Below are 25,809 nucleotides of genomic sequence, written 5' to 3' on the forward strand. Positions count from 1 at the left end.
TGCGGTTCTTTCCTACTCAGCCCATTCCTAGCCCTATGAAAAAGACCTTGCTTGTTGCCCTGCTAACCCTCGGTGCTTATCTGCCTTCGCAGGCGCAGAATCCGATTATTAAAGATGTATTCACGGCCGACCCCGCCCCACTCGTGTACCGCGATACGCTGTTTCTCTACACCGGCCACGATACGGCTTCGGTGCAGGAAACCAACTACAAAATGCCCGACTGGCGCATCTATTCCACCACCGACATGGTGCACTGGAAAGACTACGGCACGCGCCTCTCGCCCCGCACCTTTGCCTGGGCCACCGGCGATGCCTACGCGGCGCAGTGCGTGTACCATAAGGGCAAGTTCTACTGGTTTGTATCCACGTTCCATAAGAAGGACGACAACAGCCAGGGTGGCGCGGCCATCGGCGTAGCCGTGTCGGATAGGCCTACCGGGCCGTTCAAGGACGCCATTGGCAAGGCGCTCATCGTGAACGAGATGACCAAGGACAAGCCGCATGCCTGGGACGACATTGACCCCACGGTTTTTGTGGACGACGACAAGCAGGTATATATGTACTGGGGCAATGGCAGTTGCAAGTGGGTGAAGCTCAAGGATAACATGACTGAGCTGGCTGGCCCCATCAATACCTTCACGCCCAAAAACTACATCGAAGGGCCCTGGCTGTACAAGCGTAAAAAGCTCTATTACCTTGTGTATGCCAGCGCCGGTACCAAGCCTGAGATGATAGAGTATTGCACGGCCCCCAGCGCCACCGGCCCCTGGACTTATCGCGGCATCATCCAGGAAAACGTGCCCAACAGCTTCACTACGCACCCCGGCATCATCGACTACAAAGGCAAGAGCTATTTTTTTTACCACAACGGCTCCTTGCCCACCGGCGGTAGCTACCGCCGCTCCATCTGCGTGGATGAAATGCACTACAACAAGGATGGCTCCATCCAGCCCATCGTGCAGACTACTAGTGGGGTAGGGCCTGTGAAATAAGGTATGGCACCAAAATGTAGGTTGTGCAAAGGCAACCGTTCGGGTAGTAGAAATCCACGACGGCGCCCACGTGCGGTAGCGAGCTAGTGCTGGCAGGGCTGCGGATCTACCTTGTTGATCATACGGAAGCGCATAAACTTGCGCAGCAACGATGGGCTTTTGTGCAGCAGCTCATCGTTGGGCGCGGCCGAGGTCAGCTCAAACGTGCGGCGCTGCCCGTTGCGAATGTACTCCACCCGCGCTGGCCGCACATCAGCCACCCGGTTTTTCAACTGAAAGAATGTTATTAGCTTGCCTTCGTCGGCAATTCGTTGCAACTCAGTGTCCGACGAGGCTACTACCTCAATCATGTCTTTCTGAAAGTCGAATATCTGTGCACTCACCGGAATAAACAGGTGATTAGTGATGCCCCCTTCTGTGCGCAGGTTGGAAAACATGGCGAATGAAGATTCTGTTTTCAGGCCGATATACGGACTGATACCATTCAGGAAAACCAGTAACGGAAGCAGGCAAAAGAACGCGTTGGGTAACGTAAAAAGGCGGGTAGGGAAATACTGACGCGCTTTATATAAAGAAAGAAGAAAGAGTAGTATATATAAGAAACTATAGGCGCCCCATATTAATTGAAAATAGTCAGTAGAAATTTTACTGATTATTTTAATGCCACACAGTAGAAATACGAAAAGCGCAGTCCATAGCAAAGTGTGAGACAGTGTAAACTGAGAAAAACGTTGTTTAAATGCGAACCAAGAATTAATTGAATTTTTATAGAGACGATGTATAGTAGTACTAAAATTATAACCAGTGAATAAAAAATAAGCGGCAAAAATCATGGATGAGAAATCATAGAAACCATTGTAGGAATTAAAGGCAATGATGCAATGAAACACAAGACCAACTACTAAACCGATATTGCGTGTTTTTCTAAAAATAAGTAGCAACGGAATTAATGTTTCAATCGCAATAGTTAAGTAGATATTGGCCAGTATAAATGCAGGTGAGTTCGGCAGGAGGGCTTCTGCGTGTTGGGCTTTATACAGCACAGCAGCGCAGCTAGCACTAGGTGAGAAGAAAGCCCAATTGAGCTTGTGGAGCACAACAAAGCAGTAGAGAACGAGTAACTCTAACCGCACAGCAGGCGCAAAAGCCCGTAGAAAAGCTGCTCTATCTACTTGCAAGCTGCGCTTCTTGATTACTACCCACAGCAGGGCCTGTAGAATAGTTAGATTCACGAAAGTGGTGAAAAGCCAGTGGTTGCTAATGGCAGGTAGCCTGAAAAAGACTTCGTACAGCTGCAACGCAATAAGCGCCAGCAGCCGGACGACAGAAGATGGTTTGCTCAGCACGACGAAGGCAGCGAGCGTCAGAAGTACGTAATGCAGCTGGCTGGTGTAAATACGGGACTGCGCCATGTGAAAGAGCGTAGCAACAGCCCATAATGCGCAGAAAATGGCGTAGCGCGTGGCATCAGTAGCCGGCTGCTCGGGCGTAGCTATAGAACCGGAGAATAAGGAGCTAAGCCCGCTGTGTTGTGGGCGCAGTTCCGCCTGGGTTACCTTATACATGTAACGATACTAGTAGTTTTAAATCGACTTAAACAAGCTGAAGAAAATATTATTTAAATAGCTGGTGGATAATATAATGCAGTAAAAGGATGAGCGCAGGGCGTTCTATAAACATCATAAATGCCTTGGTATTGTATAAGTCTACTTTCATCCATTTTATGCTGAAAAAAATCGGTAGATAATAAATATAACGTGCTGATAGAATGCACCAGCTGCGACTGTTGTGCGTTAGTTCTAAGTAAATAATATAGTCTCATTTTTAATTTTATCATCAGGGTAGCATTCTTGTTGATTTTGTAATAGTCTTGCACAAACCGCGCAACTCCTTGCTTATCCAATTGCAAAAAGTTGAATTGATGCAAAATAACGCCAGCTGTGGCGTCATTCAGCGGTACAGCATAGGCACCAAGACTAGGTAGCGTTACGGCACCGACGCCCAATCCTACTGTTTTTAAAAATTTTCTGCGTAACATATGGTGGGAGTATTACGGTCGTTCAAATAAATCGTCGTTAGAAAGACTGGTCGGCAGCGTGAAGCGACAGGGCCGATAGGGTAAGTGTAGGATTGGCAGGCGTATAGGTGGGAAAACTACCGCTGCCCAATACAAATAAATTGCGATACTGGTGGTGACGTAAGTGTTTGTCTACTACGCCATCTTGGGCAGTGACGCCCATACGGGTAGTACCCAGGATATGCGCTTCGGAAGAATAAGGGTCTTCGTACATAATTTTCTCGACGGGCAGACATGACAGCACCTGAGGCAACTGTTGTTTCATGCGCTCGATTCCACGCAAAGCATAGTCGGAAGGACCACCAAAGTGCACCATTGGCTTCATGATGTCGGCCGTAGTGGTTACGTAGTTTTCAGCAGTGGGCATATCCTCGAATATCATCCGAAAACTGGCCATATGGCGCCATTTCCCCCTTTCAGGTCGGAAAAAGGGTGTGTTGCTAGACTCCATTAGACAGGCCGCTGCCTCCCGGCGATGGTCACCGTCGTAGAGCATATAGCCGTTGGCGTTCACCCAGGTGCTACCCCCTACGCATTCCAGATTATCGAGGTAGACGTTCGCCTGTAGGCCTAGTTGCTCGCCCAGGCCGCGCCCCGTATGGGCGTTGGTATCGCCAGAGTTGAGCAGGATATTGGCATTAAACAGCGCATTAGTACCCAACGCTACTACTTCGCCGGCTACATGGTAGTCGCGGTCGTTTTGGCGAAAGCTCACCTTCCGAACACGATCTTGCACCAACTCCAAACCATACACCTGTGCACCCGTCAATAGCTCTACACGTGGATCATCGTACGTGCCGAAGTTGGAGTTGTCGACGGTGAATTTGGCATTTACAGGACATACGCTGCACACGCCGTTGGCACAACAAGGGTTGCGGCCATTCATAGGAATACGGGCGCGGGCGGTGGGCTGGTTGATATAAAGCTTGCCGTACTTTTTGTGCAAGATTTTATCGACCTCCGTAAATAAGTGTGGAGGCTGCGCGTAAGGTTTACGGCGGGGGAATGGCGTTTCGGCTGGGCCGGAAATGGCCATCAAGTCTTCTACCTGCTCGTAGTAGGGGTCCAGTTCGTTGTATTGTATGGGCCAGTCGTTGCCGACGCCATACAAAGTTTTCATCTGGAAATCATTAGGGAGGAATCGAGGTGTACAACCGTACCAACAGTTGGAACTGCCACCGTAGCCCACAGTAAACAGCCAATCTTTACGGGGCTGGGTATTTATAAAGGTCTCCTGGCACTCAGGATTGCGTCCGATATAAGATGTTTTTTCGCCTTGTTTTTCCTTTACACGCTCTGCCCAAGGGACTGCGTGGCCTCGCTCCAACACCAGGATTTTTTCCGTGGCAGGGCGCTTCGCAAGGTACTGTTGTAAAAAGAAGGTGGAAGCGAATCCTGTCCCAACTACTATCAGATCGTACGCGGTATGTTTCATTACGCTAGTTAATTACTAGCAAAATTAGATAATTTATCATATTTATACTATATAATATAAAAATAATAATAGTAGATAAATACACAATAAATATGATTATATTTTGCTGCTGTTGAGTAAGAAGATATAAAGCAAAACTATATAACAAGCTATATACTAGAAATATACGTTATTTATACGCTCTATATTCTTACAAGGCTAAGCACCTTGTATAGCATGCCATAGCCAAGTGAACAGCACAAAGAGACCCCAAGCAAGCAGACCGAAAAACAGGAGCATACCAATAAGCACCAACGCAATCAACCCTTTACCGCTGCCTTGGTATTTGCCTTCTACATAGTGCTCCCGTAGCAAGCGCACATTGCGGTCATTTGCTTTATAGGCGAAGTCGAAGACATTGCCGAGGATAGGAATAGCGCCGACGATGGTATCGAATAGCACGTTGAGGACCATACGCACTACGACACTACCCTTGGCGCCGTGACGCATCATGGTCACAATCAAGACGGTAGATATGGCAAAGGTTGATAAATCCCCGACGATGGGTAAGAGGCCCAATACGGGGTCTAGACCAAAGCGGAAGCGAGTGCCGGGCATCCGAAACTGGCTGTCCATCAAACGGGCTATGCGTTCTACCCATACCAGACGATCATCTTCAACGAGGGTAGGCGTGCGGGACGGAGTAGGGGTAGTAGGCATAAGGAGAGCGATAAAATGGTGAGTAGTAAGCCGTGAGTGACAAAGAATTAAACACACTTCATCACCTTGTAGCTTTACTTTTTCGTGGGCAGCAGATCAATCCAGCCATCTTCACTAACCACAATGGCTAGGCAAGGATACTGACTGGATTCTACGTAACGCAGAGCTGAATTGTAGCGTGAGCCGCGCGAAGAATCGCCTTTGGCCGTGGCGAGGCCATCAAGGATGGCCCCGATGCCGTAGCAGGTGCCGGCCGGGTCGATAACCACGGCCCCGTCGATGTTGGTGACCAGGCGCAGCAAGCCGGGTGTCATCAGGCGGGGCGCCACTTGAAAGCACTGCCGTGTAAGGCGGGCCGCTTCCTGCGCCGCGCCCTCCGAAATCAGCAGGATGGTGCCATTGGGCTGGTTGGTAGCCTTTTGGGTGAGCAGCCAGAGGCGGTCTACACCCTCCGTTTCCAGGTGCGGAAACACAAGCTGCACCACACGACCAAAGTTGTCCTGGGCCACGGTGCCCTGGGGTAGGCGAGGCGTGTTCGACACTACGCGCATCATTACGTTGCCGTCGTGGCTCAGCTCCCAGCTATAGTGGCGGGTGAAATGCACAGTGAACACCGGCTCGTATTGTGGGTCGTCGGTGTCTACCAGATAGCCCAGACCAAAGACATCGGTGGCATCGCTCACCAGTGATGCGCGGTCTTCACTCATTTCCAATAGCTTACGGATAGAGCGATGGTCGCGCAGGGGAATAGGGGCGTCCAGCGTCAGCACTGGCTTGATGGCCGGGTGATGACGACGGCCTACCAGCATGGTGCCCACGCCTTCGTCGCCCTCGTGGCGCAGGGCGGCTACGCCGTTGCAGGCATCGTAGAGGCCGTGGGTGCCGGCGGCGGCACGTAGCATAAAGCGGCGACCAGCGGCGCGCAACACCTCGTTGTAGTCGCGGTCGAGAATGGGGTGGTCCTCATCATTCTCTGTTTCGCGCAGGGCTCGGCCACAATCGTGCAAAAACTCCTGCACCACAGCATCGAGCAGGGAGTTGGACCGCCCGCCTGGTACTGGCGGCAACATATAGTAGCTGTTGTAAGCTTCAGCAGATAGCTGCAACACCACAAACACCAGGTACCCGTGCACGTTGATGGGGGCTGAGCAGAAGTTCACCCGGTTTTCCTGCTGCTGCTCTACCAGTTGCGCAAGCGTATGCTCGGTGGAGCGGCGTAAGAGCTCATACCAGCGGGCTTTTTCGTAACGGTCGTGGTCGAGAGGGTGCAGGTGGTAGACCACCTCGCGGGGGCCTTCGGGCTCCAGGGAGGCCGCGTATTCTTTCACCCCGGCAAAGCGCTGGGGGGCATAGCGGTGCTTGGCAGGCTCTACCACGATGGCGCCGGGGTCGTCGGCCTCTTTGGCGGAGGCCAGACCCAGCAGCAGCACTTCGGGCTTCAGATTACGGTCGAGCAGGTTGAAAACGCCATCGGCTGAAAGCTGGGCCGAGACGCGAAATAAGCTTTGATGTTCCCACATAGGGTAGGGCGGGTCGGGAGAGAATAGAGGGGTATACGGAAAAAGCGGGCTAGTAGTCGGGCGAAACCTGGCAATAGAGAACACCAGTGGGTTTGGGAAACATTGGGGTATCTTGTATCTTCGGGAAGAAGTCGTCCACCGTTACCCCCGCCCGTATGCTGGTTGATTTACTGTTAGGTGGTCTGTGCGCCATTATGTTCCTACCCCTCACTACGGGGTACTGCGCTTACAGCTACGGCCGTTCGTTCTGGCTATGGTTCGCCTTGGGCTGCTTCCTTCCCATTGTTTCTTTTTTCGTGCTATTCGCCCTCATCGCACGTCGCCAGTTCAACCCCGGCCAGCAGCTTGTTGACGAAGCCAAGCAAATCCTGGCGCAAGCAGCGGTGAAAAAAGGGTAGGAGTTTGTGAAGGTAGAGGGCGTGTGAGTTATGGAGGGTAGAAGCAGTAAAACATATGTCATCCTGAGCGCAGCGAAGGACCTTATGACAGTAGAACGAGTCGTTAATACGTCTGTCGTTCGACCGTCATAAGGTCCTTCGCTGCGCTCAGGATGACATATGTTTTACTGCTTCTACCCTCCATAACTCACACCCTCATACCCTCCTGGCCTCAAAAACTCCTGTATACCCTTTGCGGCCCAGGCGCCAGTGCTGAAGCAGCCTTGCAGCAGGTAGCCGCCGGTGGGGGCTTCCCAGTCCAGCATTTCGCCGGCCACGAAGGTGCCCGGCTGTTGGCGCAACATCAGGTGCTCATCTACTGCTTCCCAAGCCACGCCTCCGGCCGTACTGATGGCCTCATCGAGCGGGCACAGGCCGGTGATGGGTAGGGGTAGGGCGGTGAGCAAGGAAAAAAGGCCATCGGGGGTGGTGGGCAGTGGCCCGGCCGGGGTTAGCTCGCGCAGTAGGGTAGGCACGGGCGGCCCCAGGCGCAACGTCTTACTCAGAAAGGAAGCCAGCGAAGCTCCGCCGGGTCGGCGGGCCAGGTGCTGCCGGAGTTGCGCGTCTGGTAGGTCGGGCTTGAGGTGCAGGTGCAGCAGGGGTGGTTCGCCCGCGGCTTGCATGGCCCGCAGGTAGGGCGTGAGGGCGTAGACGGGCGTGCCTTCCACGCCGTAGTCGGTGAGGAGCAACTCGCCACGCACAGTGTGAGTGCCACAGCGCAAGGCAATGTTTTTGAGCGGCTGGCGCCCTACCTTCTCCCGGAAAAAAGCCGACCATGCCACCTCCGCCCCGCAATTGGCCGGCGCAAAGGGCACGCACTCTACCCCGGCCGCCAGGAGCAGAGGCAGCCAACGGCCGTCGGAGCCGGTTTTGGCCCAGCTGGCACCGCCCAGGGCCAGCAGGGTAGCATTGGGCCGGACAATGAAGTCTTCCCCCGTGGCCTCGTTACGCAGGTGGTGCGCGCCGGGGACATCGCCGAAGCCTAGCCAGCGGTGCCGCGTGTGCAGCTGCACGCCCAATGCCCGTAGCCGGTCCAGCCACGCCCGCAGCACGTGGGCGGGCTTGTGGTTGGGGGTAGGAAACACGCGCCCGCTAGTGCCCACAAAGGTGTCGATACCCAACTCGGCCAGCAAACGGCGTAGCTCAGCTGGCGAAAACAGGTGCAGGTAGCGCGCAAACTCGGGGTGGCGCATGCCGTAGCGGGTAGCAAACGCGGACGGTGGCTCGCTGTTGCTAAGATTGAAGCCGCCGTGGCCGGCCACCAAAAACTTGCGGCCTATGGTAGCTTGCGCCTCATAGAGCGCAACGGCGTGGCCCGCTTCGGCTAGCTGCCAGGCCGCTAGCAGGCCGGCGGGGCCGCCCCCCACAATGGCAACGGTAGCAGGCATGGTGATAATCAACAAAGCAAAACCATCCGGCAACTATCCGGGTTTATCGGCGCAAGATACGGCCGGTGGCCAGCTATATCGTCAGTGTACGCGAAATAGCGTAAGTTTCGGCTTTGCAGCGCAGATTGCCGTATAGGCAGCTACTGTTGGATTTACTTTTCTGTATGGGTTCATACACTATTCTGATTGGCTTAAGTATAGCCGTCATTCTTTCTTACTTGTTCAACCTGGCCGCCCGGGCCACTAAAATTCCGTCGGTACTGATGCTGCTGCTCACGGGCATTGCCCTGAAGCAGGTAGCCGAGTATACCGATTTTGGGTTGGGCATTCCGAAGGTCGTGCTGGAGATATTCGGGATTATCGGCTTGATTATGATTGTGCTGGAAGGTGCGCTCGACCTCAAGCTCAGCCGCGACAAAGCCCCCCTTATTCGGCGTTCTTTTATAGCCGCCGCTATTATGCTGGTGGTGCAATCAGTCGCTATTGCGTGGCTGTTGCAGCTCTACGTGGGTGGGCCGTTCCAGAGCTGCCTGATCAACGCCGTGCCGCTGGCCGTGGTGAGTAGTGCGGTGGCCATTCCTAGTGTAGCCAGCTTGGCGGGCGAAAAACAGGAGTTTATCATCTATGAGAGTACGTTCTCCGACATCATGGGCATCCTGTTTTTCAACTTTGCCATTCAGGATAATTTCGCGCAAGGGGCGTCCATTCTCACCTTCTCGCGCGACGTTATTGCGGTGCTCATCGTAGCCGTGGTGAGCACGGCGGTGCTCACGTTCTTGCTGTCGCGCATCACACTACACATCAAGTTTTTCCTGATTTTCGCCTTCTTGATTCTGCTTTACAGCTTGGCCAAGGAACTACACTTGTCGTCGCTGGTGCTGGTGCTGGCCTTTGGCTTAGCCGTAAACAACGCCGAGTTGTTCCTGAAGGGTAGGTTGCGCGAGTGGTTCCACCCCGAGCGTCTGGCCAACGACCTGCACCAGTTCAAGAACATCACCGGCGAGTCGGCCTTCCTAATTCGTACGTTCTTCTTCCTGCTGTTCGGTTTCTCTATCAACCTGAACAGCATCATCAACATCACGTTGCTAGAACAGGGCATCCTCATTGTAGCCATCCTTACCCTGATCCGCTACATCTTCTTGCGTTACGTGGCCAAAACCGACCTGATGCCGGAGCTGTTTATTGCTCCCAAAGGTCTGATTACCATTTTGTTGTTCTACAGTATTCCGCCCCAGCACTTCATCGGCGAGGTAAGCGAGAGCATCCTGTTTGTGGTTATCCTCCTCACAGGCGTCCTGATGATGGTAGGCCTACTGATTACTCCCAAGCAACCGGAGTTGGGAGAGTATTAACGAATGACTGAGTGAAGTTCTGTCCTCCTGAACGCAGTGAAGGACCTTCTCACGCGAGAACGAGTCGTTGTTACGATAGTCGTTCTCGCGTGAGAAGGTCCTTCACTGCGTTCAGGAGGACAGAACAATACAATGAGTCCACCACTTAGTCCACCTCGCGTAGGAGCTGGCGGCGGTAGCCGGCCAAGATGGAGGCGCGCAGGATGAAGCCAATATAGCGACCCTCGGAGCTGAGCACGGGTAGGGCATAGGCATCGTGGTCTTCGAGTAGGTGCAACGTGTCTAGGATGCTGTCGGAGGCGTGGATGATGGCGGCGGGCTCGCGCATCAGCTCGTGCACGTGGGTGGTGGTATAGTGCTCGTCGTCGAAGAGGGCATCGCGCACAGAGTCAAGCGATACGATTCCAAGTAGTTGGTTGTCTTTGTCGAGCACTGGGAAGATATTTCGGGTGGCGTGGCGGAACACGTTCACCAGCTCGCCCAGCGTATCGTCGGGGTGTACCGGGATGAAGTCGGTTTGCAGGAGGGCGCGCAAATCCAACTGCGAGAGCAGGCCCCGGTCGCGGTCCTGGTGCATCACCACGCCCTGCTTCACCAGCTTGCGCGTGTACACGGAGTAGGGTTCGAAGTACTTGGCTACCAGGTAGGAACACGACGTGACCACCATCAAGGGTACAAACAACGCGTAGCCTCCTGTGATTTCGGCAATAAGGAAGATGGCCGACAGTGGCGCGTGCACTACCCCGGCCAGCATACCCGCCATGCCCAGGGCAATAAAGTGCACTTCCGGCACCGGGTGCACGCCGCTCATGTTTAGAAAGCGAGCATACACGAAGCCCGCCATGGCGCCTACAAACAGCGAGGAGCCAAACATGCCCCCGTTGCCGCCTGCCCCAAAGGTGAACGTGGTAGCAAACACTTTAAACAGCACGCTACCAATGGCCACAGCCAAGATCAGCCACACGCTTTGGTCGCCATACACGGAAAACAACGAGCCGTCGATGATGCGCTCGGGGTGGCCGTTGAGTAGAAATTGCACCATTTCGTATCCTTCACCGTAGAGTGGCGGGAAGATAAAGACCAAAATGCCCAACAGCGTGCCGCCCATCAGCACCTTGCGAAACGTTCCGGTCTGCTTTTCCCAAAACTTATCGGCCATGAAGTACACCCGGATCATGTACACCGACAGCAAGGCCGTGAACAAGGCCAGCATGAGGTAGTAGGGAATGGCACCCACGGGCCAACTAGTGGTAATCAGCACGAACGGCTGGCCGGCGTACAATGCTTTCGACACCACGGTAGCCGTGGCCGAGGAAATCAGCAAGGGAATAAAAAACGGCGCCGATAGCTCCGACAGAATGGCCTCTACGGCAAACAGCACGCCCGCAATGGGGCTGTTGAAGATGGCCGCCACCCCGGCAGCCGCGCCGCAGCCTACCAGCAGGCGTCGCTCGCGCCGCCCAATGTGCAGCAGTCGCGCCATGTTGGAGCCAATGGCCGCGCCCGTCACGGAAATAGGGGCCTCAGTACCCGCCGAGCCGCCAAACGTAACCGTGAAAAAGGCCGTAACAATCTGCGAATAGAGCTTGCTGCGCGGTATAATGCTGCTCTGCCGGGAAATGTTGTAGATGATGGGCGTGATGCCCCGGCTAAGTGTGCCGCCCAAAAACCAGCGCGTAAACAGCACCGACAACGAAATACCAATAATGGGGTAGAGCGAGCGGGCAAATACCACGTACTGCTCGGGCACCCACTTAAATATTAGGTGCTGGGAGAAGTGAATGGAATTCTTGAGCACTACTGCTGTCAGACCCGCCAGAACGCCTACCAGAATGCTGAGGATAATGAGATAGAGCCGATCGTTGATGTGGCGCACGCGCCACATCAGTAACGGCCGCAGCAATCGGTGCAGACGACTTTTAGGCATGGAAACAGAAAAAAAATAAGCAGGGTCCTCCTATAACTGCAAAGGACATGAAAAGCCGGCAATATCCGCGCCGCAAGGTGAATGACGCATGAAATAACTCAATAATGAGCCAAGGAACTGGCTAACGCTCATTATAAGACGTTATTTTTCCTACGCACTACTGCGTGGCATTGGGTAGGGCGTAGCCAGCGGCTTGTAAGGCGGCGCGTGTTTCCTGCATTAGATTGCTTTTCAGCTCCAATACCACGCGGCGGTAATCCTCGGAGAACGTCCAGAAGTACACGCGTAGGTCGACGGTAGTGCCGGTGCCTTTCTCTTGCAGCACATAAGGCGTGCGCGGTTCCTGGTTTTGCACGCCCTGCGTATTTTGTACTTTTTTCAAAATCAGGGCCATCACCTTTTCTGGCCCGGCATCTTGGCCGTAGTCTACGCTAAGCAGGAAGTCCTGCCGTATGCTGCCGTTGCGGGTGAAATTGGTGAGGGGCTCCTTTAGCACCACTGAATTGGGTAGGTAAATGTGCTTGCCGTCAAAAGTTCTAATGATGGTGGTGCGTAGGTTGAGGGCTTCTACGTGGCCCTGCAAACCCTTCACTTCCACAGTGTCATGAATTTGGAAGGGGCGGTTGAAGGCCAGAATCACACCGGCCAGAAAGTTCTCGGCAATGTCCTTGAACGCAAAGCCTACAATGAATGCCGATAGTCCGGCCGCGCTCAGCAGCCCCGTTACTACCCCCGAGAAGCCGATAACTTGCAGGGCCAGCAGGAAACCAGCCAGCACCAGCACCCACTTACTGAACTGAATGAGAAAATCGGCTAGCAGTAAGTCGTCGGAGTGGTTGCGCACCCGCGCACCGAGCAACTTGCTGGCGCGGTTGGCCACTACCAGGGCGACCACCACGATAAGCAGCGCAATAATAAGTTTGGGAGACAGGTACAGGAACTGTTTCCAGTAGGTGGCCAGTACCCGTTGCATATCATGCAGCATAGAAGGTAGGGAAGAGTAACTACACAAAAAGCCCCGACCAGCGGGGCAGAGACATGGTGTACTCTACGCGGGGTCGGGGCAATGTGTTAGGCAGAACAGTAAACCCTACCTGGTTTTGAACTGCTGAATGGCGTTGCGCGTGAAATCCGATAGCGCAAGCCGCCCGCTGATGGCAGCTCGCTCAGCCAGAAGCGTATCCCAGTTTTCAGTGCCGTGCCAGAGCACCCGCTTCAACTCCGCCAAGGCCTCGGGATGGTAGCCAACCAACTTGGCGGCAAAAGCCGCTACGGCGGCATCCAGCGCTTCAATGGAATCGGTGAGGGTAGCGTAGAGCCCTTTTTCCTGGGCCCATTCGGCGCTGCGGAACTCGGTGGCATCCAGGGCCAACTGCGCAAACGCGGCATTCCCGATTTTGCGCTCCACGGCCGGCCCCACCACAAATGGCCCGATGCCAATGATCAATTCGCTTAGCTTCACGGCCGCTTGCTGGGTGGCAAAACAGTAGTCGGTGGCGGCGGCCACGCCTACCCCACCGCCAATGGCCTTGCCCTGCACCCGCCCGATAATGATTTTGGGGCAGGTGCGGCAGGCGTTGATCACCTTCGCGAAGCCCGAGAAAAACGTTAGCCCCTGCGCTTCGTTTTCAATGGCCAGCAGTTCGTCGAAGCTGGCGCCGGCGCAGAAAGTCCGGTCGCCTTCGCTCCGCAGGATAATGACTTTCGTGGCAGGCTCTTGCCCTACAGCTGTAATGGTTTCGGCCAACTGCGTGAGTAGGGCGCCGGGCAGGGAATTGTGGCTGGGGTGGAAAAATGAGATGGTGCTGATGCCCTGGGCGTCGGTTGAGGCTTCAACTTTACCGGCAATTAGAATGTCGTTCATGGGGAGGTTTCTCGCAGTGTTGCGCAGAGAGTTGCGCAGTGTTGCGCAGTGCTTTGGCGTCAGCACACTGCGAAACACCGCGCCAACATTGCGAAACACTGCGAGAAATCTATTCCTGATTTTTCTTCTTGACCATTGTCAGAATCGTAGCTACGGCCACGGTTTCGTCGGTTTCGTCGGTCACCGTCACCAGCCAGCGCACAATGCCTTTGGCTACGTCGTCGGCGTCGCGCTTTTCCTGAGCTATTTTCTCCTTCACCGTGAGCTGCACGCCAATGGTAGTGCCGGGATAAACGGGCTTTGTGAAGCGACACTCATCCAGGCCATAGTTGAGCAGCACGGGTCCCTTGCGCGGGTCCACGAACATGCCGGCGGCCTTGCTCAGAATATAGTAGCCGTGCGCCACGCGGCCCGTAAACAGCGTGCCTTCCAGGGAGGTAGCGTCTACGTGAGCGTAGAAATTGTCGCCGGATACCTGGGCAAAGTTGGTGATGTCGGCCTCCGTTACGGTGTGGCGGTGCGTAGTGTATGTCTGCCCGATTTCCAGTTCCTCGAAGTAGTGTTGAAACGGATGCTTATCGCGCTCTATCTGTTTGGCTTTGGGCTGATACACGTCCGTAATGGCCGTAATCATCGACGGCGAGCCTTGAATAGCCACGCGCTGCATGAAGTGCTCCACGCCCCGGATGCCGCCCATTTCCTGCCCACCGCCGGCCCTACCCGGTCCGCCGTGAATGAGCAAGGGTAGGGGCGAGCCGTGCCCGGTGCTTTCCTTCGCCATTTCCTCGTTCAGGACCAAAATGCGGCCGTGGTGGGTAGCAGCGCCCAGCACAAACTCCTGCGCCACAGCCGGGTCGTTGGTCGCTACAGAGCACACCAGCGAGCCTTTGCCCAGGTTCGCCAGCGCAATGGCTTCGTCTACATCGTGGTAGGGCATGAGGGTAGCCACCGGACCGAAGGCCTCTACCTCGTGCGTATCCGTAAACCGGAACGGCTCTGGGTTCAGCATCACGATGGGCGACACGAACGCGCCTACCCGGCAGTCGCCCCCAATCACGGCCACCTGGTCCAGGTCGCCGTACACGATGGGCGTATGTTGGGCCAGGCGCTGCACTTGCTCGCGCAGGCGTTGCACTTGCGCCCGGCCGGCCAGCGCGCCCATCCGCACGCCGGCAGCCTGCGGGTGGCCAATGGTGGTCTGCGCCAGGGCTTTGCCCAACGCAATTTGCACGTCTTCCACCAGATTTTCAGGCACCACAATGCGGCGGATGGCGGTGCATTTCTGCCCGGTTTTAGCCGTCATTTCGCGGCGTACTTCCTTGATAAACAAGTCAAACTCGGGCGTGCCTAGCGTGGCATCGGGGCCAAGTATGGCGGCATTCAGCGAGTCGGCTTCCATTGTAAACGGCACCGCTTCCTGGATGATGCGCGGGTGGGCGCGCAGCTTGCGTCCGGTCTCGGCCGAGCCCGTGAATGTGACTACATCCTGGTAGGTCACGTGGTCGAGAATACCCTCGCCCGAGCCGCAGACCAGTTGCAGTGCGCCTTCGGGTAGTATTTTAGAAGCAATGATTTCGCGCACCACAGCCTCGGTGAGGTAAGCCGTCGGCACGGCGGGCTTCACAATGGCCGGCATGCCAGCCAGCAGGTTCACAGCAATCTTTTCCAGCATCCCCCAGATGGGGAAGTTGTAGGCGTTGATGTGCACCGCCACGCCCTCCTTGGGCACCAGCAAGTGATGCCCGATGAAGTTGCCGCCCTTCGACAGCGCAATGGGGTCCGACTCTACATAAAACGGCTTGTTGGGAAACTTGCGGCGCAATGAGGCGTTGGCAAACAGGTTGCCGATGCCGCCTTCAATGTCAATCCAGCTATCGGCGCGGGTGGCGCCGGAGCGGTAGCTCAGGGTGTAGAAGTCTTCCTTTTTACTGTCGAGGTGAAAAGCCAAAGCCTTCAGCATGCGACCTCGCTCGTGGAAGGTCATCTTGCGTAACGCCTTGTTGCCGGTGCGGCGGGCGTAGTCAAACATGGCCGCGTAGTCGAGGCCTTCGCCGTTAGCAATAGCTACTACCTCGCCGGTGCTGGCATCATATAATTCCTGCTGCTCGCCGGTGCCGGCCATCCAGCGGCCGAGGGCGTAGTTTTCGAGTTGGGTAGGCATAGGGTAGGAAGGTTTAGATCGAGAACTAAAACCAGCTGCTACAGCGTAGCCCCGGCTTCTGCTGGAAAGAACGTTTGCCCGGCTTGCGCCATGCGGCGCAGGAGCGGACTAGCGCGGTAGCGCTCCTCGTGGTACTCATGGTAGAGGTCGTCGAGGGTTTGCAGTACTTGGGGTAAACCGAGTTCATCGGCCCAGGCCAGTAGGCCTTGTGGGTAGTTGACACCGGTGGTCATGGCTACTTCCAGGTCGGCGGCGGTGGCTACGCGCAGGTGCAGGGCATCAGCGGCCTCGTTGATGAGCATGGCCAGGATGCGGTGAAGAATGGCTTGGCCGAGGGCTTCGTCTCGGGTAGGCGAGGGGGTAGGGGCACCGGGTGCATAGTCGTAGAAACCGCGGCCCGATTTACGGCCGTAGTAGCCGGCTTCCAGCAGCCGTTTTTGCGTGAGCGAAGGCCGGTAGCGCGGGTCGTAGAAAAAGGCCGTCCAGACGGATTCTGTCACGCGGTAGTTCACGTCGTGCCCGATGAAGTCCGTCAGCGCAAACGGCCCCATCCGAAAGCCGCCTAGCTCGGTCATGGCCCAGTCGATGGTAGCCGCGTCGGCCACACCTTCCTCCAGCAGCCGGATGGCCTCGCCGTAAAACGGGCGTGCCACGCGGTTCACGATGAAGCCTGGCGTGTCCTGCACCAGCACGGGGCGCTTGCCCCAGCTCTGCACCAAGGCGCGCACCTCGTCGGCCAGGCCAGGGCGGGTTTGCACGGCCGGTACCACTTCCACTAACTGCATCAGCGGCGCCGGATTGAAAAAGTGAATGCCCACAAACCGCTTTGGGTGCTGGCAAGCGGCAGCAATGGAGGTAATGGATAGGGAAGACGTATTTGTAGCCAATAAGCAGTCGACACTCACTACGCTCTCTATCTCCTGGAAAACCTGCTGTTTTGCGGCCAAGTCTTCCACAATGGCTTCCAGCACCAGGCCGCAATCCGCAAAATCCGCCTGCTTTTCGGTGAACTGGATACGGGTGAAGGCCGTGGCGGCGTCTTCCACTGTCAGCTTGCCTTTCTCGGCTAGCTTATCCAGGCTCTGCCGAATGCGTTGGGCGGCCTGTTGTAGCGCCGTCTGGTTTTGGTCGAGCAGCCAGATGGGGTGTCCGGCGGTGGCTGCTACTTGCGCAATACCCGCGCCCATCGCGCCGCTGCCGATAATGCCAATGGTCATGGTTGTATAGTATAATACAGTACGTAGTCATTTCGACCAGCGGGAGAAATCTCGCTTGCTAGTAATCCCTGACAACGAAGATTACTATGACACGCGAGATTTCTCCCGCTGGTCGAAATGACGTTTTAATGGCTTTTACTGTCCCTTAAACACCGGCTGGCGCTTTTCCATGAAGGCGGCTACGCCCTCCTGATAATCGGCGGTGTGGCCGGCGCGGAGTTGATAGTCAGCCTCGGCGCGGAGCTGTTGGGTGAGGTCGTTGGTGGAGCTGAGGTTCAGCAGTTGCTTGGTGTAAGCGAGGGCGCGGGTAGGTAGGGCCGCCAGTTTCTGGGTGAGCTTCGTTACTTCCTCATCGAAGGCATCATCGGCAAAGGCTTTGTAGATCATGCCCATCTGCACGGCCTCGGCAGCGCCTACCTTGTCGCCGAGCATCATGAGAGCTGAGGCGCGCTGCTGACCCACCAGGCGGGGTAGGAAATACGTGCCGCCGCTGTCTGGTATCAAGCCTATCTTGCTGAATGCCTGAATAAACGAAGCCGATCCTTTGGCTACCACCACATCACAGGCTAGGGCCAGGTTGGCGCCCGCGCCGGCTGCCACGCCGTTCACGGCGGCCACCACCGGCTTTTCCAGGTTCCGAATTAGCTCCACAATCGGGTTGTAGTGCTGCTCCACAATCTCCGACACCTCGGGGCGGTCTGGCCCGGTGATTTCCGCCAAGTCCTGCCCGGCACAAAACGCCCGGCCGGTGCCCGTGAGCACCACAGCGCGCACGCTTTCGTCCTGCTGGCATGCTTGCAACTGCTCCTGTAAGGCCAGCGCCAGCGGCTTGTTGATGCTATTAAACACATCGGGACGGTTGAGGCGCAACGTAGCTACGCCGGCATCGAGGGAGAAATGGAGAAAATCACTCATAAAAAAAGTAAGGTGAAGCCTAGGCGTGGCATTTGAAGTAGTCGAACGGCTCGCGGCAGTCGTTGCACTGGTAGAGGGCTTTGCAAGCCGTGGAGCCGAATTGGCTGACTAAATGCGTGTTATCGGACTTGCAGAGCGGGCAGCGCACGGCCGTATCGGCCCCGAATAGGTTGAGCATATGGCCCGTGGCGGTGCCGTCTACGGGCGGCGCAATGCCGTAGTCCTCCAGCTTCTGACGACCAGCGGCGCTCATCCAATCGGTGGTCCAGGCGGGGCGCAGCTGGGTATGAATCGTCACATTAGAAAACCCCTCAGCCAGCAGCCGCAGCCGAATGTCGGTGGCAATGGCATTCATGGCCGGGCAGCCCGAGTAGGTAGGCGTAATGGTGATGGTTGCGTGCTCATCCTCAACCACTACATCGCGCACAATACCCAAATCGAGGATGCTGAGCACCGGCACCTCGGGGTCCGATACCTCTTCCAGCAACGGCCAGATTTTGTTAGCTGTTAGCTGCTGGCTGTTAGTGGTTGGCGGTTGGTTTGTGGGTATTGGATTATGCACGAATAGAGTGGGTTTGAAAATGCTATCAGCTAGTAGCCAGCAGCTAAAAAACTACCAGGTCATGCCGGGGTAGGTGCGCTGCATGTATTGCAACTCGGCCAGCAAGTAGCCCAGGTGCTCGGAGTGGCGGCCCAACTTGCCGCCCTGCTGCATCACCACGCCCTCGGGCAGGGGTAGGGTAGCCTCCGCAAATACGTGAGCTGTGTGCGCCTGCATGGCTGGCAGTAGGGATGCGTAGTCGGGGAGGAGGCCGGCGGTTTGGATGGTTTGCTCGGCAGGGGTAGGGGTGGTCAGCTCGTCGGCGTAGCGCCAGAGGGTGCGCAGGGCTTTTTCAATGCGCTGACGGCTTTCCTCGGTGCCATCGCCCAACCGAATCACCCATTCCGAACTCCACTTCAAATGATACGCAGCTTCCTTTACCGACTTTCCGGCAATAGCAGCCAACCGCTCATCGGGGTAGCGCTGAAGCTGTTGCAACACATGGTAGTGGAAGTTGTCGAAGAGGAACTGCCGCACAATGGTAGCGGCGAAGTCGCCGTTGGGCTGCTCCACCAGCAGGGGGTTGCGGTACTCGGTTGCCGGGCGCAGAAACGCCAGGTCATCCTCGGTGCGGCCCTCACCTTCCAACTCGGCGGCGTACTGGTAAAGACTGCGGGTTTCGCCCAGCAAATCCAGCGCAATGTTGGCTAGCGCTAAATCCTGCTCCAGCACCGGCCCGTGCCCGCACCACTCCGACAAGCGGTGGCCCAGTACCAGGCTCGTATCGGCCAGCTGCACCAGGTAGGTCAGCAAGGCTGCGTGCACCTCGGGCGGGTATGTGGGTAGGGGTTGGGTAGTAGCTGAAGCAGATTGCATAACCTACAGGTTTACATATGTTTGATGGAGTCTGGTACCTCAAAGAACGTAGGGTGCCGATACACTTTATCCGCCGCCGGATCGAAAAAGGCAGCCGCATCATTGGGGTTAGATGCGTGAATGTGGCGTGACTCTACCACCCAGATACTCACGCCTTCGAGGCGGCGCGTATACACGTCGCGAGCGTTTTGCATGGCCATAGCGGCGTCGGCGGCGTGCAAGCTACCTACGTGTTTGTGGTCGAGGCCCTGCTTGCTGCGGATAAAGACTTCCCACAGGGGCCATTCGGATTGGGTCATTTTATTAAGCTGTTAGCTGATGGCTATTAACTGTTAGCCACGTGTACAAACCAAGATAGAGCTAGTAGCTAACAGCTGTCAACTAATAGCTTTCTCCGCTCTTTTCTTGGCATGTGCCAAGGCGGCTTCGCGCACCCAGGCGCCGTCTTCGTGGGCCTGCACACGGGCTTGCAGCCGGTCGTGGTTACAGAGACCGTTGCCCTTCACCACCTGCCAGAACTCGTCCCAATCAACTTCGCCGAAATCGTAGGCCTTTTTGTCTTCGTTCCAATGCAAGTCCTTATCGGGAACCGTAAGACCCAGAAACTCGGCCTGAGGCACCATCATATCCACGAATTTCTGGCGCAGCTCGTCATTAGTGAAGCGCTTGATACGCCACTGCATCGAGCGCTCGGTGTTAGGCGACTCCGCGTCTTTCGGCCCGAACATCATCAGGGTAGGCCACCACCAGCGGTTGAAGGCCTCCTGGGCCATAGCTTTCTGCTCGGGCGCACCCTCACACAAGGTCTGCATAATCTCGAAGCCCTGACGCTGGTGGAAGCTCTCCTCCTTGCACACGCGCACCATGGCGCGGGCGTAGGGGCCGTAGGAAGTGCGGCACAGCGGCACCTGGTTCAGAATGGCGGCGCCATCCACTAGCCAGCCCACGCAGCCGATATCGGCCCAGCTGAGGGTAGGGTAGTTGAAAATGCTGGAATACTTGGCTTTACCCGAATGCAGATCGGCCAGCATCTGGTCGCGGGAGGCACCCAGGGTTTCAGCAGCCGAGTAGAGGTAGAGGCCGTGGCCGGCTTCGTCCTGCACCTTCGCCAGTAAAATGGCCTTGCGCTTCAAGGAAGGCGCCCGCGTAATCCAGTTACCCTCCGGCAGCATGCCTACCAACTCAGAATGAGCGTGTTGAGAAATCTGCCGAATCAAGGTTTTGCGGTAGGCCTCGGGCATCCAGTCCTTGGGCTCAATGCGCTCATCGGCATCGATACGGGCTTGAAACTGTTCTTCCTGGGTGAGTTCTAGCGTTTCCATAGTTTTCTAACAATGGTTAACTAACATTTGTTAGTTAAAGGTAGGGAATTTAATGCTCTGTCATTCCGAGCGGAGCGAGGAATCCGAGTCAGCCATTAGGGTTTCCTCTCATATCAAATTCAGATTCCTCGCTCCGCTCGAAATGACAGAGCATATCACTTACTGGTCAAAATCCACTTGAACCTCTGCCGAAACCGGTCGGGCCTGGCACGTGAGCACGTAGCCTTTTGCCACTTCGGTATCAGATAGTGAGTAGTTTACGTCCATTTCTACCTGGCCGGTTGTGATACGGGCGCGGCAAGTGCTGCACATGCCGTTTTTGCAGGAGTAGGGCGCATCTACGCCGGTAGCCAGCAGCTCGTCCAGGATGGTATTGCCGTAGTACGACATTGGCAGCACGTGCGTGTGACCGTCGAGCTGCACCGTTACCTGGCTCTGCTGGTCGTCGTGGCCGGGCGGCGGGGTAGGGGCGGCCGTGGTAGGCCTAGGTGTACTGGTCCCGAACAGCTCAAAATGCACCTTCTCGGGCGCTACGCCAGCCTCCGACAAGGCAGCGCGCACGTCCTGAATCATCTGCTCGGGGCCGCAGATAAAGCACTCGTCGATGAGGCTAGGCGGAATGAGTGTGGTCAGGAACTGCTGTACTTTTGCCTGATCGAGGCGGCCAAAGAATAGGTCCGTATCGCCCTGTTCGCGGCTGAGGACGTGGTAGACACGCAGGCGCTGTAAGAACGTATTCTTCAGCGCCTCAATAGCTTCCTTGAAGATAATACTGTTGCGGCCCCGGTTGCCGTACACCAGCGTCACGCGGCTTTGGGGCTCCGTGAGCAGCACCGTTTTGATGATGCTCAGGATGGGCGTAATGCCGCTGCCCGCGGCAAACGCCACGTAGTGCCGGGTTTGGGTAGCAAGTAGGGTAGCCGGCCCAAAGCTGCCGGCCGGGGGCATCACCTCTACCGCGTCGCCGGCCCGCAGCTCTTCCACAGCCAGCTGCGAGAAACGCCCGCCGGGTACTTTCTTCACTGCTACGCGCCACTCCTCGTCTAAGGGGCTGCTGCACAGTGAGTAGGAGCGCCGAATTTCCTCGCCGCCTACCTCCCGCCGAAACGTGAGGTACTGCCCCGGCCGATACTGGAACGCTGCCCGCAGCTCGGCGGGCACGTCCAGCGTGAGGGCCACGCAGTCAGGCGTCTCACGGGTGATGTGCTTGATTTTAAGGGTATGGAAGCGGGGCATTTTCCTTAGTTTTTAGTTTGTCATCTTGAGCTTTCGAAGGACCTTATCACGCGTGAACAAGTCGATGTTATGCTGGTCGTTCTACTGGCATAAGATCCTTCGCAAGCTCAGGATGACAATGCATAGTAGGCGGACTCACAACTCATTTCGCCAAGCCATTCAGCAGAATCGTCATGATGTTTTCCTCCAACTCCTCGGGCGTCACGTCGCGGCCGGGACGGTACCACAGCTCCACCCAGCGCACCGCCGATAGGATGGTGAACAGCGCCACCGACACGTTGACGGGTTGCAGCTCGCCGGCGGCTATGCCCTGCTCGATGAGCGCGGCAAAGCCTTTCTCGTAGCGTTTGCGAGCCGTTTTGAAGGCTTCCAGCGTGTCGCCGGTGAGGTATTTCCAATCGTTGTTGCCGACGGACACGGCCGCGCCGTCCTCAATCATCAGCTGAATATGACGGCCAATCAGCGCCCGGATTTTCTCCACGTACGTGGCTGCCATCTGCTCTACCTCCGTGAGCTGTCGGATGTAGGTATCGGAAACGTGAAAGCAGATCAGCTCCAGAATCTCGTCTTTAGACTTAATGTGGTTGTACATGCTGGCGGCCTCCATGCCTACCTGGGCAGCTAGGTCGCGCATGGAGGTGCCGCCAAAGCCCTTCAGCTTGAATAGCTTGGCTGCCTCGTCCAGAATCAGCTGGCGCTTGGCGGAGTTCGTGCGTTTGCTCATGCAACGAGGCGGAGATGATAACTACATAGAACCAGTGCTGCTTGCGCAGTGGCCTAAAGATACTTCAACTAACAAACATTCGTTAAAGTTGGCGCGAAGTAAACATGCAACAATTTGTGTCTCTACGCCGTGCATCAACATAAACGTCAACTGCCCGGCTGCCCGTGCTTCAATAAGCAGGACAACCGGGCAGTCAGATAAAAACCGAAACCTAGAAACTAGGGGCGGCGGTTGATGGCGTTCAAATCCTCAAACGCGTGCTTAAGACGCTCTACGAAAGTGGTTTCAGCGGAGCGCAGCCACACGCGTGGGTCGTAGTACTTCTTGTTGGGCGAGTCAGGACCGGTGGAGTTGCCGATCTGGCCTTGCAGGAAGTCTTCGTTCTTCACATAGTAGTCGCGGATGCCCTGCCAGAACGCCCATTGCAGGTCGGTGTCGAGGTTCATCTTCACAGCGCCGTAGCTGATAGCCTCGCGGATTTCCTCGCGCGAAGAACCCGAACCGCCGTGGAATACAAAGTTGATGGGTTGCGGACCGGTTTTGAAGTGCTCCTGCACGTAATCCTGCGAGTTTTTCAGGATGATGGGTTGCAGCTTCACGTTACCGGGCTTGTATACGCCGTGCACGTTGCCGAACGCCGCCGCAATGGTAAAGCGGGGGCTTACCTTGCTCAACTCCTCGTAAGCGTAGGCCACTTCCGAAGGCTGGGTGTAGAGCTTGGACGAGTCCACGTCGGAGTTGTCGACGCCGTCTTCTTCGCCGCCGGTTACGCCCAACTCAATTTCCAGGGTCATGCCCAGCTTATCCATGCGCTCTAAGTAGCGCTTGCAGATTTCGATGTTCTCCTCGATGGGCTCCTCCGACAAGTCCAGCATGTGCGAGCTGTAGAGTGGCTGGCCGTGCGTCTGGAAATGCTTTTCGCCGGCAGCCAATAGGCCGTCGATCCAGGGTAGGAGCTTCTTGGCGGCGTGGTCGGTGTGCAGAATCACGGGCACATCGTAGAGAGCAGCCATTTGGTGCACGTGCTGAGCACCCGAAATAGCACCAGCAATGCTGGCGCGCTGATCGGAGTTAGACACGTACTTGCCGGCGAAGAACTGCGCGCCACCGTTCGAGAACTGCACGATAACGGGCGAATTCACTTCGTGGGCGGCTTCCAGCACGCCGTTCACAGTGTTGCTACCCGTCACGTTGACGGCGGGTAGGGCGAAGGCATTATCCTTGGCGTATTGGAACAACGACTGTACTTCGTCGCCGTGGAGCACACCAGCGCGCAGCTTGGTTAGGGTTTGGTCGGCCATAGGGCAAAATATAGAGGCAATGAAAAAAGAATCCGTGGGAGCGTCAAACCTACGAAAACCGGCCGTTAGTTGCTAACCGGCCACGCTGGTAACGCTGCCATTCATCCTCTTTCCTAACCAGCTACTACCCCAAATCGTTTAGCGCCAGTGTCGGATACGCAGTCTACAGCCGACGGCGGTAGGGGCGCAAGGGAGTAGATGAAAGGGGCTTAATAAGGGCGCCTACCCCGCCGTGGAGTGCAAAATACGCTGCCAGAGCAGCTTCCAGACCCGGCTTATCGTCCAGGCTTAGGTCGGCCAATACGTTGGCCTGATCCAAAGGAGCTGCCGACAGGCTGAGGCGGCAACGGTTAATCAAGTAAGGGTGCTCGAGGTAGACGTGGGTGCCATCCTGCGCAGCGTGGGTGTGCATGCAGCGCCAAGAATCGTCGTTGGGGCTCCGTTGCGTGGTGCGGGAATGGTTGTCCAGAGGTTCAAAACCCAGGGCACTTAAATAGGCTTGTGTCATGGGTGAAGGTAGGTATAAATAATTGATTTTCAGGTATAAATACTTAAAGCGCTAGTGCATACCCAACTGCGTACGGAGCGCGTCAGATACAGCAGCAGCGCTAGAAAAGGTTTTTGCAACAAAAATCAAAAAAATGCAATTGCCTAATGCCCAGAGTATTTGCTGCTTAAGTGAAATAACGCGTAACAATTTGGTAATAAGTGGGCGTATCTAAGCAGACTTTCCTTAAAAACACCGTTTAAGGTGGTGCTGCACGGGTAATGCAGTGGACGATAACCGCACATATTTCTGATTCTACTCTTTACGCATGCGCACTTTTCTCTCCGGCGGTCTGGTCGGCTTTGCCCTATGGCTTTCTGTTGTTACGCCTACCCTGGCTCAGGTTACGCCGGCGCCCATTACGCCCGCTGATACCATCACCCGCCCCTACGAAAACCCCAATGGTATTCCAACCCCGCCAGCCGCGCGGCCGCCGTGGTACAAGGGCAAGCTGGTGCGGGCAAGCATCATTCCGGCCATTCTGATTACCTACGGCGCCACTACCATCAACGGCAACGGCTTCTATAGTAGCTACCAAGCCAACCGCGACATTCACAAGCTGTTCCCTACCTTCCGCACCCGTGCCGACGATATCTTGCTGGTGGCGCCCTACCTGGAGCTGGGCGCCGTGCTGCTGGCCGGCGTCGAGTCGCGCGACGATAACCTGAACATCGGCTTGGTAATTCTTAAGAGCGAGGCCATCATGCTCAGCAGCGTGTTTGCGCTGAAAAACCTCACTAAAATTCGCCGGCCTGATAATTCCGATATGCTGTCTTTCCCCTCGGGGCATACAGCGCAGGCGTTTTTGGCGGCCAGTATCGTGCACAATGAGTTTCGGCACAAAAGCCAATGGTATGGCATTGGCGCCTATACTATTGCTACCAGCGTGGCCGCGCTACGCATGATTAATAGCAAGCACTGGCAAAGCGATGTGGTGGCGGGAGCCGGCATTGGCATCTTGTCGGCGCACGTGGGCTACCTCACGCACCGCAACCGCTGGGGCCGCAAGCCCATTCTGCCCAAAGGCATGAGCTTTTCGCCTACTTGGCAATACAACGCGCCTGGTTTGGGCATGGTGTGGCAGTTGTGAGGTGGTGAGTGAATAAAAGCGTCTGTCATCCTGAGCGGAGCGAAGGACCTTCTGCCAGTTGAACGAGTCGTTGTTACGCATGTCGTTCTACCGTGATAAGGTCCTTCGCAAGCTCAGGATGACAGCCGTATTTTCTATTCACAAACTCACCACCTCACAACTTACTCCTCCATAATATCCTCATTCCA

General features: G+C 55.9%; 24 protein-coding genes. 4 read left to right on the forward strand and 20 right to left on the reverse strand.

Annotated features, from left to right (window positions below):
* Nucleotides 1-35: 35 nt before the first annotated feature.
* Nucleotides 36-992: a glycoside hydrolase family 43 protein gene (locus tag KYK14_RS06350; protein WP_208307413.1), complete on the forward strand. Its 957-nt coding sequence runs from the start codon at nucleotides 36-38 to the stop codon at nucleotides 990-992.
* Nucleotides 993-1,075: 83 nt separating this feature from the next.
* On the opposite strand, the gene KYK14_RS06355 is transcribed toward KYK14_RS06350, so the two are convergent.
* The 5 genes from KYK14_RS06355 to KYK14_RS06375 all read right to left on the reverse strand — a co-directional run bounded on the left by KYK14_RS06355 (nucleotide 1,076) and on the right by KYK14_RS06375 (nucleotide 6,723).
* Nucleotides 1,076-2,557: a hypothetical protein gene (locus tag KYK14_RS06355; protein WP_219157896.1), complete on the reverse strand. Its 1,482-nt coding sequence runs from the start codon at nucleotides 2,555-2,557 to the stop codon at nucleotides 1,076-1,078.
* A 53-nt stretch (nucleotides 2,558-2,610) separates the two neighbouring features.
* Nucleotides 2,611-3,030 carry a hypothetical protein gene (locus KYK14_RS06360; protein ID WP_219157898.1) on the reverse strand — a complete coding sequence of 140 codons (420 nt, stop codon included), beginning with the start codon at nucleotides 3,028-3,030 and terminating at the stop codon, nucleotides 2,611-2,613.
* 37 nt (nucleotides 3,031-3,067) lie between these two features.
* A complete protein-coding gene (locus tag KYK14_RS06365; RefSeq protein WP_246601710.1) occupies nucleotides 3,068-4,189 on the reverse strand; it encodes a GMC oxidoreductase in 1,122 nt (373 codons plus the stop codon).
* Between the two features lie 513 nt (nucleotides 4,190-4,702).
* Nucleotides 4,703-5,203 carry a DUF4112 domain-containing protein gene (locus KYK14_RS06370; protein WP_219157902.1) on the reverse strand — a complete coding sequence of 167 codons (501 nt, stop codon included), beginning with the start codon at nucleotides 5,201-5,203 and terminating at the stop codon, nucleotides 4,703-4,705.
* Between the two features lie 74 nt (nucleotides 5,204-5,277).
* The gene (locus KYK14_RS06375; RefSeq protein ID WP_208307408.1) at nucleotides 5,278-6,723 is read right to left on the reverse strand and encodes a DNA integrity scanning protein DisA nucleotide-binding domain protein; all 1,446 of its coding nucleotides are present in this window, start codon (nucleotides 6,721-6,723) and stop codon (nucleotides 5,278-5,280) included.
* 155 nt (nucleotides 6,724-6,878) lie between these two features.
* On the opposite strand from KYK14_RS06375, the gene KYK14_RS06380 reads away from it, so the two are divergent.
* Nucleotides 6,879-7,121 (forward strand): hypothetical protein, encoded by a 243-nt coding sequence (locus KYK14_RS06380; protein ID WP_219157904.1) that lies wholly within the window; start codon nucleotides 6,879-6,881, stop codon nucleotides 7,119-7,121.
* Between the two features lie 173 nt (nucleotides 7,122-7,294).
* Here the strand turns inward: KYK14_RS06380 and KYK14_RS06385 are convergent, their stop codons facing one another.
* Nucleotides 7,295-8,548, reverse strand: coding sequence for a BaiN/RdsA family NAD(P)/FAD-dependent oxidoreductase (locus KYK14_RS06385; protein ID WP_219157906.1), 1,254 nt, complete (start codon nucleotides 8,546-8,548; stop codon nucleotides 7,295-7,297).
* 164 nt (nucleotides 8,549-8,712) lie between these two features.
* Between KYK14_RS06385 and KYK14_RS06390 the strand changes: the two genes are divergently transcribed.
* Complete coding sequence (locus KYK14_RS06390) at nucleotides 8,713-9,900, forward strand: cation:proton antiporter domain-containing protein (protein ID WP_208307406.1); 1,188 nt, start codon at nucleotides 8,713-8,715, stop codon at nucleotides 9,898-9,900.
* 145 nt (nucleotides 9,901-10,045) lie between these two features.
* Here the strand turns inward: KYK14_RS06390 and KYK14_RS06395 are convergent, their stop codons facing one another.
* From KYK14_RS06395 to KYK14_RS06460, 14 genes are all read right to left on the reverse strand, one after another.
* Entirely contained in the window at nucleotides 10,046-11,827 is a 1,782-nt protein-coding gene (locus tag KYK14_RS06395) for a chloride channel protein (RefSeq protein WP_208307405.1), read from the reverse strand.
* Nucleotides 11,828-11,984: 157 nt separating this feature from the next.
* A complete protein-coding gene (locus KYK14_RS06400; RefSeq protein WP_185283944.1) occupies nucleotides 11,985-12,812 on the reverse strand; it encodes a mechanosensitive ion channel family protein in 828 nt (275 codons plus the stop codon).
* A gap of 105 nt (nucleotides 12,813-12,917) precedes the next feature.
* A complete protein-coding gene (locus tag KYK14_RS06405) occupies nucleotides 12,918-13,691 on the reverse strand; it encodes an enoyl-CoA hydratase/isomerase family protein (RefSeq protein WP_219157908.1) in 774 nt (257 codons plus the stop codon).
* A 109-nt stretch (nucleotides 13,692-13,800) separates the two neighbouring features.
* A complete protein-coding gene (gene paaZ, locus KYK14_RS06410; RefSeq protein WP_219157909.1) occupies nucleotides 13,801-15,852 on the reverse strand; it encodes a phenylacetic acid degradation bifunctional protein PaaZ in 2,052 nt (683 codons plus the stop codon).
* Between the two features lie 38 nt (nucleotides 15,853-15,890).
* On the reverse strand, nucleotides 15,891-17,069 hold the full coding sequence (locus KYK14_RS06415) for a 3-hydroxyacyl-CoA dehydrogenase NAD-binding domain-containing protein (protein WP_219157912.1): 1,179 nt from the start codon (nucleotides 17,067-17,069) through the stop codon (nucleotides 15,891-15,893).
* 135 nt (nucleotides 17,070-17,204) lie between these two features.
* Entirely contained in the window at nucleotides 17,205-17,984 is a 780-nt protein-coding gene (locus KYK14_RS06420) for an enoyl-CoA hydratase-related protein (RefSeq protein ID WP_219157913.1), read from the reverse strand.
* Between the two features lie 19 nt (nucleotides 17,985-18,003).
* The gene (paaD, locus tag KYK14_RS06425; RefSeq protein WP_343217061.1) at nucleotides 18,004-18,546 is read right to left on the reverse strand and encodes a 1,2-phenylacetyl-CoA epoxidase subunit PaaD; all 543 of its coding nucleotides are present in this window, start codon (nucleotides 18,544-18,546) and stop codon (nucleotides 18,004-18,006) included.
* Between the two features lie 51 nt (nucleotides 18,547-18,597).
* Nucleotides 18,598-19,401, reverse strand: a complete 804-nt coding sequence (paaC, locus tag KYK14_RS06430; protein ID WP_219157915.1) for a 1,2-phenylacetyl-CoA epoxidase subunit PaaC — start codon at nucleotides 19,399-19,401, stop codon at nucleotides 18,598-18,600.
* Between the two features lie 11 nt (nucleotides 19,402-19,412).
* Nucleotides 19,413-19,700: a 1,2-phenylacetyl-CoA epoxidase subunit PaaB gene (gene paaB, locus KYK14_RS06435; RefSeq protein ID WP_219157917.1), complete on the reverse strand. Its 288-nt coding sequence runs from the start codon at nucleotides 19,698-19,700 to the stop codon at nucleotides 19,413-19,415.
* A gap of 78 nt (nucleotides 19,701-19,778) precedes the next feature.
* Nucleotides 19,779-20,723, reverse strand: a complete 945-nt coding sequence (gene paaA / locus KYK14_RS06440) for a 1,2-phenylacetyl-CoA epoxidase subunit PaaA (RefSeq protein WP_219157919.1) — start codon at nucleotides 20,721-20,723, stop codon at nucleotides 19,779-19,781.
* Between the two features lie 159 nt (nucleotides 20,724-20,882).
* Complete coding sequence (gene paaE / locus KYK14_RS06445) at nucleotides 20,883-21,959, reverse strand: 1,2-phenylacetyl-CoA epoxidase subunit PaaE (RefSeq protein WP_219157921.1); 1,077 nt, start codon at nucleotides 21,957-21,959, stop codon at nucleotides 20,883-20,885.
* Nucleotides 21,960-22,101: 142 nt separating this feature from the next.
* Nucleotides 22,102-22,683, reverse strand: a complete 582-nt coding sequence (locus KYK14_RS06450) for a TetR/AcrR family transcriptional regulator (RefSeq protein WP_219157923.1) — start codon at nucleotides 22,681-22,683, stop codon at nucleotides 22,102-22,104.
* Nucleotides 22,684-22,901: 218 nt separating this feature from the next.
* Nucleotides 22,902-23,984 carry a class II fructose-bisphosphate aldolase gene (gene fbaA, locus KYK14_RS06455; protein ID WP_185283933.1) on the reverse strand — a complete coding sequence of 361 codons (1,083 nt, stop codon included), beginning with the start codon at nucleotides 23,982-23,984 and terminating at the stop codon, nucleotides 22,902-22,904.
* A gap of 163 nt (nucleotides 23,985-24,147) precedes the next feature.
* Nucleotides 24,148-24,492: a hypothetical protein gene (locus tag KYK14_RS06460; protein WP_208307395.1), complete on the reverse strand. Its 345-nt coding sequence runs from the start codon at nucleotides 24,490-24,492 to the stop codon at nucleotides 24,148-24,150.
* A gap of 307 nt (nucleotides 24,493-24,799) precedes the next feature.
* Here KYK14_RS06460 and KYK14_RS06465 point away from each other — a divergent pair, with 307 nt between their 5' ends.
* Entirely contained in the window at nucleotides 24,800-25,621 is an 822-nt protein-coding gene (locus tag KYK14_RS06465; protein ID WP_219157925.1) for a phosphatase PAP2 family protein, read from the forward strand.
* Nucleotides 25,622-25,809 lie beyond the last annotated feature (188 nt).

Origin of the sequence: Hymenobacter profundi (assembly GCF_019334315.1) — a bacterium.
Taxonomy (GTDB): Bacteria; Bacteroidota; Bacteroidia; order Cytophagales; family Hymenobacteraceae; genus Hymenobacter; species Hymenobacter profundi.